Genomic DNA, 8,528 nt, shown 5'->3' on the forward strand with positions numbered 1-8,528 from the left:
GGAAGTTTGTGTATAAAGTAATTGCGAAGAGGCTTTTAAATGCAATTCCGCTTTTATTTGTTATTTCTATTATTTCTTTTCTATTAATAAAACTAGCGCCGGGGGATCCGGTTCGAAACTTTGTTACGCCAAACATGAGTCCAATTGATGTTGAGCGTATTCGTAAAAGTTTAGGACTAGATCAACCAATTTACGTGCAGTATTTTTTATGGTTAAAAAATATTTTAACAGGAAACTTTGGTTACTCACTTCAAAATCATCGTCCTGTTTTGGAACTTATCACAGAAAGATTACCTGCAACAATTGGATTAATGGGATCATCTTTACTCGTCTCATTCGTAATCGCAATACCACTTGGACTATTTACAGGTGTGAAAAAGAATTCGTTCTTTGACCGCATTGTAAACTTTATTTCATACGTTGGTATTTCTATGCCGGTTTTCTGGTTTGCACTACTATTAGTCTACTTATTCTCTTTAAAATTGAACCTACTTCCGAGTATGGGTATGCGCACCGTAGGTAAAGATTCTGTCTGGGATATTGTGCAACACGGCATTTTACCTTGCATGGTGTTAGCGTTCCAAAACGTATCTGTTTATATGAGATATATTCGTTCAAGTACGATTCAGCAATTAGAAGAAGAATATGTACAAATTCAATATGCGTACGGCGCTTCAAAGAAAACGGTGTTATTTAATCACGTACTTCGAAATGTATTAATACCGATTATTACAATTTTCGGATTATCGATTCCAAGTTTAGTAGGCGGAGCGTTTATTACGGAAACAGTATTCTCATGGCCGGGTCTTGGTTCACTTGGGGTAAATGCTATTTTTAGATTTGATTATCCGATTATCATGGCAATTACATTACTATCATCATTCATGTTAATTCTCGGTAACTTAATTGCTGATATTTTATATGGCGTAGTAGATCCGCGCATTCGAATGAGGGGGTGATTTGGAATGAATAATAGGAGATTTCAAACGATAAAACATAGCTTTACGAAAAATAAGTTTGTTGCAATGGGAGTTATTATACTTGCGGTTTTAACGGTCGCATCAATTTTCGCATTCGTATCGCCGTACGATCCTAGTAAAATGTCAATTCCAGATCGCTTACAAGAACCAAGTATGAGTCATCCTTTCGGAACGGATGATTACGGAAGGGATTACTTAACGAGAGCGTTATATGGCGGACGAGTTTCACTTGCGGTCGGTTTCCTTGCGATGGTTGTTTCTATTACAATCGGGACCGCAGTCGGAACAATTAGCGGATATTTTGGAGGAAAGTTAGACAACTTTTTAATGCGAGTTGTTGAAGTACTTATGTCAATTCCATCATTCTTTTTAATGCTACTATTAAATGCGTATTTAAAACCAGGAATTACGACGTTAGTTCTTATTATCGGATTACTAACATGGATGGACACCGCGCGCATTGTAAGGGCAGAAACGTTATCTGTAAAAGAGCGTGAGTACGTTTTATACGCAAAAGTATCAGGACAAAAATCACTTATGATTATTGTAAGACATATCATTCCTAACATTTTATCAACCATTATTATCGCCGCGACATTAACGATTGCGACATCGATTTTAATGGAATCATCACTTAGTTTCTTAGGTTTAGGTATTAGAGAACCAGATTCTTCTTGGGGCAGCATGCTAAACAATGCGCAAGGATATATTGGTGAAGCTTGGTATTTAACGCTCTTCCCAGGATTCCTTATCCTTTTAACGGTACTTAGTTTTAACGTAATTGGTGAAGCGTTGAAGAAAGCTTTCGCACCAAAAGGAGCCGGACATGAAAACTAAAGTGTTAAGTGAAAGGAGTGAGAAGCGTGTCTGAAAAACTACTAGAAGTGAAAAATTTAAAAACTTCTTTTTTCATAGAAAGTGGCGAAGTTGAAGCGGTTCGCGGCGTTACATTTCGCTTAAATAAAGGAGAAGTAGTCGGTATCGTTGGGGAATCTGGAAGCGGAAAGAGTGTAATGGCGAAGTCTGTTATGTCTCTCGTTACGTCACCAGGAAAAGTGAAAGAAGGGGAAATCCTTTTTCATAATGAAAACATACTTTCTAAATCTGAAAAAGAATTACGTTCTATTAGAGGAAATCAAATTTCACTTATCTCTCAAGACCCAATGTCAGCGCTAAATCCAGTCGTGAAAATTGGGAAACAAATGACGGAAGTAATTATACGTCATCAAAAAGTGAAAAAGAAAGAAGCAGAGCAAATCGCGATTAACTTGTTAAAACAAGTCGGCCTTTCGTCGCCAGAAGAAAGGGTAAAACAATATCCGCATGAACTAAGCGGTGGTATGAAGCAGCGGGTTATGATCGCAATGGCGATGTCTTGCAACCCTGACCTTCTTATTGCGGACGAGCCGACGACTGCACTTGATGTAACGATACAAGCACAAATACTAGATTTAATGAAAAACTTAAAGAACGAAACGAATATGGCGTTACTTCTTATTACGCATGACTTAGGAATTGTCGCGCAAAACTGTACGCGCGTCATCGTTATGTATGGCGGGCTTATTATGGAAGAAGGACCTGTACTTGATATTTTCCAATCGCCGAATCATCCATATACGAAAGGGCTATTAAACTCTCTGCCAAAAATATCGAACGGTGTAAAAGAAAGACTCGCTCCTATTCAAGGTGTAACACCAAACTTATTAAACCCGCCACAAGGTTGCCCATTCGCAGAGCGTTGCCCGCATGCGATGGACATTTGTGAAAAAGAACGTCCGCCATATTTTGAAATCGGAAACGAAAGACGTTCCATGTGCTGGTTAAACGATAAGACAGTAGGTGATTCACATGCATGAAGAAAACTTAATTGAAGTTCGGAACTTAAAAAAGTATTTTCCTATTAAAAAAGGACTATTTGGCAGGAAAACAGAGCAATTAAAAGCAGTCGATGACCTTAGCTTCACCATTAAAAAAGGTGAAACATTCGGTTTAGTAGGAGAATCAGGTTGCGGAAAATCAACGACAGGAAGAAGCATCATTCGTTTACACGATGTCACTTCAGGTAACGTTTTATTCGACGGAAAAGATATCGCAAGTTTAAAAGAAAGTGAACTAAAAGAATATAGAAAACGAATGCAAATTATTTTCCAAGATCCATACGCATCATTAAACCCGGCAATGAACGTATTCCAAATTATTAGCGAACCGATGAACATTCACGGTTCCTACGAAAAAGAAGAACAAAAAGAAATCATTTTAGACCTTCTGAAAAAGGTAGGCTTAAAAGAAGAACATTTATATCGCTACCCGCACGAATTTAGTGGAGGCCAGCGCCAGCGCATTAGCATCGCGCGCGCACTATCTGTAAAACCTGACTTTATCCTATGTGACGAACCAATCTCAGCACTCGATGTCTCAGTCCAAGCACAAGTCGTAAACATGCTGCAAGACATTCAAGAAGAAACAGGAGTCACATACTTATTCATCGCACATGACCTATCGATGGTAAGGCACATCTCAGATAGAATCGGAGTCATGTATTTAGGAAACATAGTAGAAATTGCCGACAGCGAAGACCTATACACAAAACCGGCACATCCATACACACAAGCACTACTCTCATCTATGCCAGAACCAGATCCAACAAACACTGGGAAAGAAAGAATAATCCTAGAGGGAGAAGTACCAAGCCCACTAAACTCACCATCCGGCTGCAAATTCAGAACGCGCTGCAAATTCGCCACTGAAAAATGCGCACAGGAAGTACCGAAGATGGTTGAGATTGCGAAGGGGCATCAGGTGGCTTGTCATTTGTTTTAGAGGGAGAGCACTAGGGGGACCTGGTGCTTTTTTTCTTTGTAGGTGAATGTGATGTGGGATTGGTTGTTAGTTTAGGAGATAACGCGCTCGAAATTTGTCGGTAAATCGATATGTTGTGTCGAAACGTTGATATATTCGGAGTTACGATCGATATAATCGAATAATCGTTGATATATTTTTTTAAAGAGTGGGATTGGTTGTAGATTAATGTAGAAATTTAATGTTTTCGAAAAAAAGAATTGACTTCTATATTAGTTGTAACTAAAATAGTTACATAAAGATGTAATCAATTTAGTTACAACTAATATCTGCTAAAAATATGATTTATATATTTAATTAAGGATGGTGGTCCATACGTTGCCACCCGGTGTAGAAAGTTACTAACACATTCAAATCAATGCATATTCTAAGCTTTAGTATTTTCTGTTACGGGGCAATAAGGTGCAACGTTATCTTTTGTTAAAAACCTTGGTGGATCTTTCTTTGGAAATATTAGTTTTGGGGAAATATAGTAAGGTATCTAAAAAAGAACAAGGTATAAAAAGATGTACTTATATAAACCAAAAATTTAGTTGAGCTGGATAATAAAAAAAAGGTAGGAGATTTAAATGGAGACGAAACAAGATAACCTTATTTATGTATGGGATGCATATTGTGGATGGTGCTATGGTTTTTCAGAAAGTATTAAAGGATTTTACAAAAACCACACTGAAGTGCCATTAACGGTTTTATGTGGAGGGTTATTTTTAGATAATTTACCAATGAAAAACTTCTCATATATAGAAGAAGGAAATAAAAGAATTAATCAACTTACAGGTGCTGAATTTGGTCCTTCATATCAAAAATTGGTGGAGGAAGGGACTTTTAAAATGAATTCGAAAGATGCTGCAATTGGTTTTTCAGCTTTACGCTCATTAGCGCCAGACCGTTTATTAGAATTCACTTCGGCTATGCAAAAAGCGTTTTATTATGAGGGCCAAAGTCTGAGTGATCCTGAAACATATCGCAAAATTGCAATCGAGCATGGTTTGGACCCTGAACAAGTATTAGAACGTTTAAACGCTCAAGAAACAATAATAGATGTCCAAAATGATTTCAATAAAGTTCGACAGCTTGGTGTTAATAGCTATCCTTCCTTACTTTTACAAAAGGATAATCAAATTATTCCTATTGGTGGTGGCGTAATGACGCCGGATAAAATTGAAGCGCGTTTTAAAAATTTATATTAAGAAAATTTAGGATATAGTAGCAAACATGTTATCTTAGGACACCTGACATTCATCTCCGGAATATTCGCCAGTACTATTACACTTTCAGATGAATGGGAGTGGGAGATTTTATCGAAACAAGATAAAAATATGATAATTAGTTAATAACTTTAACAAAAGGAGAATAACATACTATGTTTAAAACAATCGATACAAATCAAAAAGATGTGAAATTAACGGTGTTTAGTTCGGACGAAAAAAGCTTTATGGTCACAGCAACATTAGTTGAGAAAGCAGGACATGCATTTTTAATAAACTCAAAATTTACTCAATCTGATTCGAAAGAAATTGTAGAGTATTTGAAAAAAAACAACTTATCTCTAGATAAAATCTTTATTATTCATGGGGATCCAGACTACTACTTTGGATTAGAGAGCATTAAAGCCGTTTACCCAGAAGCTATAGCGTATGCTACGGAGTCTACTGTTGAACATATCGTTCATTCTGTCTTAGGGAAATTAAAAGTTTGGAAAGACGCCCTTGGAGAAAATGCGCCAAGTAACGTGGTATTACCTCAAGTGTTTAAAGAAAAAGCGATTGACTTTCAGGGGTTAACATTTGAACTAGTAGGCTTAGATCATTACAGAACTAGCTTATTTAATAAAGAGCTGAAAGTATTAATTGGTGGTATTGATGTATTTAACGAAATACATGTATTCTTAGCGGATACTAGCTCAAAAGCGGCGATGGAGGCGTGGATTGAGAACTTGAAAGTGTTACAAGCATTACATGCTGACATAATTGTACCAAGCCATGGATCAATCGAAAAATCTCTAAATAATCAAGCACTTACTGCGACAATGGATTATCTAAGAACTGCGGTTCAAGCTTCTGAGGAAAGTGGAACTTCAAAAGATTTTGTGGCAAAACTTGAAGCAGCATATCCAGACTATGCAAATAAAGGTGTATTAGAATTAAGTGCAAAAGTTGTAACAAAAGAAATGCCTTGGGGTTAATGATATGAATAAATATCAAAAACTATTACATGAAACGTATGTGTTAACTGGCGAAGGGAAATTGGATGCGTTCAAAACGTATTTAAGTGAAAATGTATCTTGGACAGAAGCTGCTGGGTTTCCATATGCAGGTACTTATATAGGTCCAGATGAAGTAGTGAAAAACGTACATGAACGTCTTGGCACGGAATGGGATGACTATAGCGCTAAAGATGAAATTTATACTTTTAATAACAATACTGTTATTGTGTATGGAAAATATAGTGGAACATATAAAGCTACAGGGAAGTCATTTGTAGCAGATTTTTGTCATCTTTATAAGTTTGATGAGAACGATAAGGTTAAGAAGTTTATTCAAATTGTGGACAGTGCAACTGTTAATGAGGTATTAAGTTAGAGCTAATCGTTTCTAATATGTCTTGTATAGGGGGGCTAGGATAAATGAAATTCCTAACATTACCCCTGACATTACATTTTGGGGAAGGTTTCTCCTTCTTCAAACTTTTTATAGAAGAAAACTTATTTAAGTAGAAGAGGTAGGTATATATGAAATTAGAGAAAAGTTTAATCATAACAATTATTTCTGTATTTATTTTAGGAGTAGTTTCGACTTTGGTATATCAAGCTTCCACCGGTAATAACAAAGGGAACGCAATAAAGAGCGAGAATGTTGCTTCTGTATCAAAAGAAGTGAAAGAAAATGAAAAGAATAAAAAGATGGTAGTTGATTTCTATAATGAAGTTTTTAACAAACATAATATCGATATTATCCCTAAATATGTTAGCGAAGATTATAAGCAACATAATCCTTTTGTTGCTGATGGACGAAAAGCCTTCATGGATTTCTTTAAGGAGGATTTTGTTAAAAATCCTAATTCCTCTGCAGAGATTAAACGTGTAGTAGCTGAAGGGGATACAGTTGCTCTTCATGTACACTCTCGTACTAATTCTCAAGATAAGGGAGTTGCTATAGTGGATATATTTCGTATCAAGGATGGAAAGATTGTCGAACACTGGGATGTAATTCAAGAGATTCCAAGTGAAGCAGCTAATGATAATACGATGTTTTAGATAGAAGATATATCTAATAATTGTTTAATTGATAGTGCGGTATAGAATTTAGAAATTTAGATAATTAGTTATCAAATTTGGAAATCATTTAAAAATAGCATATTAAATGATGGCACAAATTAATACGAAATAGCTCTTTAATAAAAAATCCGACTCATTAAAAAATGAGTCGGATTTTTTATTAAAGAATAGTGCTAATTTTGTGGTTCGGCACCATCTAAATTTGGAAACCATGAAAGTATAGGTATTCTATATCCACGTAAAGTAAAATCGTAATTTTTTCCTTCTTTTATGTTTGCTTGCAGATTCACTGAATTAAACTTCATCATAAGAGGGCTATCCTCATTAGAAATAACTTTTTCAGTTCCATTTTTTTGCTCAACCTAGTACAATCTCACCAGTATAAAAAAGACCACCATTACTGGCAGTCCTTTTTTGGTAGTTTTAGAAATTAAATTATAACATATTAATATGCAAATTATAAATATACTTTTCCCAAAGATACTATAAGTTTTTTATAATTCTTGATTTCTCAATTTTCATTGCATGATGAATTTTTCTATAAGTATTAACAACTAACATTAAAATTATCAATCCGCTAAATTATTAGAAAAAACTGGTTATCTATATAATTATTTGGTAAAATATAGATATAATTAAGAGGGTAAAGTTAATATAGATCAACTAAGTAATGCTAAGAAAATGTTTTATTGCATAAAAAAAGGCTCCATTGCTGGAGCACTCAAAATAAACAAACGAATTAAAACAAGAAACAGACAATTTAACTATATATATATAACATAAATAAATCTATATATATGTAAAAACGCATATAAAAACTCTATTTATTGATGCTATAATAGGTTTACTCGATGATTGTTATATTTTTTTATGGTTTTTAAGCAATAAATACCTTCTTAACACCAAGTGTACAAGTAAAAGAAGACATCTTAGGCGATGTCTTCTTTTCTTATATAATAACAACACAATAAAATTAAGATGGTTTAAGTCGGAGGAAGGCACCTTTGGGTGTCTTTTCTTTGTCGAATTTGCCTAATAGGGGCAGCACCACATTGCTATCAAGTTCAAACATAATTTTCATCCAAAACAAAAAACGAGCTGAATTCACATAAATAACTGTAGAGAGCTAACAATTTTATTTTGGGAGTACTTTAAAATATTAGCTTGATGGTGATGGGGTAGTACCCCTAAAATGTGAATTTACTATATTAATTTGTTTCTAGTCTTAAAAATGAATAAATTTAACATCAATAGGGATTTTGAGATAAGTCATACGAGATACTTGTAAGCCTTAGCTGAAGTGTAAAATTAATTAAATATCTATCAATAGAATAAATCATATTGATAGATATTTAATATTGTAAATCTGCAAGTTCTTGATGTTATTTTAGTTTTTTATTAATTTCAATATA

Annotated in this window: 8 protein-coding genes; all 8 read left to right on the plus strand. The window is 34.7% G+C overall.

The annotated features are described in order from the left end of the window. The first annotated feature begins 8 nt into the window (after positions 1 to 8). The 8 genes from ACO6VI_RS25420 to ACO6VI_RS25455 all read left to right on the plus strand — a co-directional run bounded on the left by ACO6VI_RS25420 (position 9) and on the right by ACO6VI_RS25455 (position 7,095). Positions 9 to 959, plus strand: coding sequence for an ABC transporter permease (locus ACO6VI_RS25420; RefSeq protein ID WP_000278778.1), 951 nt, complete (start codon positions 9 to 11; stop codon positions 957 to 959). Between the two features lie 6 nt (positions 960 to 965). Beyond that, complete coding sequence (locus ACO6VI_RS25425; RefSeq protein ID WP_001065285.1) at positions 966 to 1,817, plus strand: ABC transporter permease; 852 nt, start codon at positions 966 to 968, stop codon at positions 1,815 to 1,817. 26 nt (positions 1,818 to 1,843) lie between these two features. Continuing rightward, complete coding sequence (locus tag ACO6VI_RS25430) at positions 1,844 to 2,836, plus strand: ABC transporter ATP-binding protein (protein WP_023521279.1); 993 nt, start codon at positions 1,844 to 1,846, stop codon at positions 2,834 to 2,836. Then, complete coding sequence (locus ACO6VI_RS25435) at positions 2,829 to 3,800, plus strand: ABC transporter ATP-binding protein (protein ID WP_000544136.1); 972 nt, start codon at positions 2,829 to 2,831, stop codon at positions 3,798 to 3,800. The genes ACO6VI_RS25430 and ACO6VI_RS25435 overlap by 8 nt, the downstream gene beginning before the upstream one ends. Positions 3,801 to 4,408: 608 nt before the next feature. Further along, a complete protein-coding gene (locus tag ACO6VI_RS25440) occupies positions 4,409 to 5,029 on the plus strand; it encodes a DsbA family protein (RefSeq protein WP_000448622.1) in 621 nt (206 codons plus the stop codon). A 173-nt stretch (positions 5,030 to 5,202) separates the two neighbouring features. Beyond that, positions 5,203 to 6,024: a hypothetical protein gene (locus ACO6VI_RS25445; RefSeq protein WP_000477272.1), complete on the plus strand. Its 822-nt coding sequence runs from the start codon at positions 5,203 to 5,205 to the stop codon at positions 6,022 to 6,024. A gap of 4 nt (positions 6,025 to 6,028) precedes the next feature. Then, on the plus strand, positions 6,029 to 6,421 hold the full coding sequence (locus ACO6VI_RS25450; RefSeq protein ID WP_001046367.1) for a nuclear transport factor 2 family protein: 393 nt from the start codon (positions 6,029 to 6,031) through the stop codon (positions 6,419 to 6,421). 149 nt (positions 6,422 to 6,570) lie between these two features. Continuing rightward, the gene (locus ACO6VI_RS25455; protein WP_065482361.1) at positions 6,571 to 7,095 is read left to right on the plus strand and encodes a nuclear transport factor 2 family protein; all 525 of its coding nucleotides are present in this window, start codon (positions 6,571 to 6,573) and stop codon (positions 7,093 to 7,095) included. Positions 7,096 to 8,528 lie beyond the last annotated feature (1,433 nt).

The organism is Bacillus sp. PSXD-155 (assembly GCF_049310765.1).
Taxonomy (GTDB): Bacteria; Bacillota; Bacilli; order Bacillales; family Bacillaceae_G; genus Bacillus_A; species Bacillus_A cereus.

Bases quoted from the DNA above. Each gene is read 5' to 3' on its own strand.
- ACO6VI_RS25425 (WP_001065285.1), top strand. From the start codon at position 966: ATGAATAATAGGAGATTTCAAACGATAAAACATAGCTTTACGAAAAAT.
- ACO6VI_RS25435 (WP_000544136.1), top strand. From the start codon at position 2,829: ATGCATGAAGAAAACTTAATTGAAGTTCGGAACTTAAAAAAGTATTTT.
- ACO6VI_RS25440 (WP_000448622.1), top strand. From the start codon at position 4,409: ATGGAGACGAAACAAGATAACCTTATTTATGTATGGGATGCATATTGT.
- ACO6VI_RS25445 (WP_000477272.1), top strand. From the start codon at position 5,203: ATGTTTAAAACAATCGATACAAATCAAAAAGATGTGAAATTAACGGTG.
- ACO6VI_RS25450 (WP_001046367.1), top strand. From the start codon at position 6,029: ATGAATAAATATCAAAAACTATTACATGAAACGTATGTGTTAACTGGC.
- ACO6VI_RS25455 (WP_065482361.1), top strand. From the start codon at position 6,571: ATGAAATTAGAGAAAAGTTTAATCATAACAATTATTTCTGTATTTATT.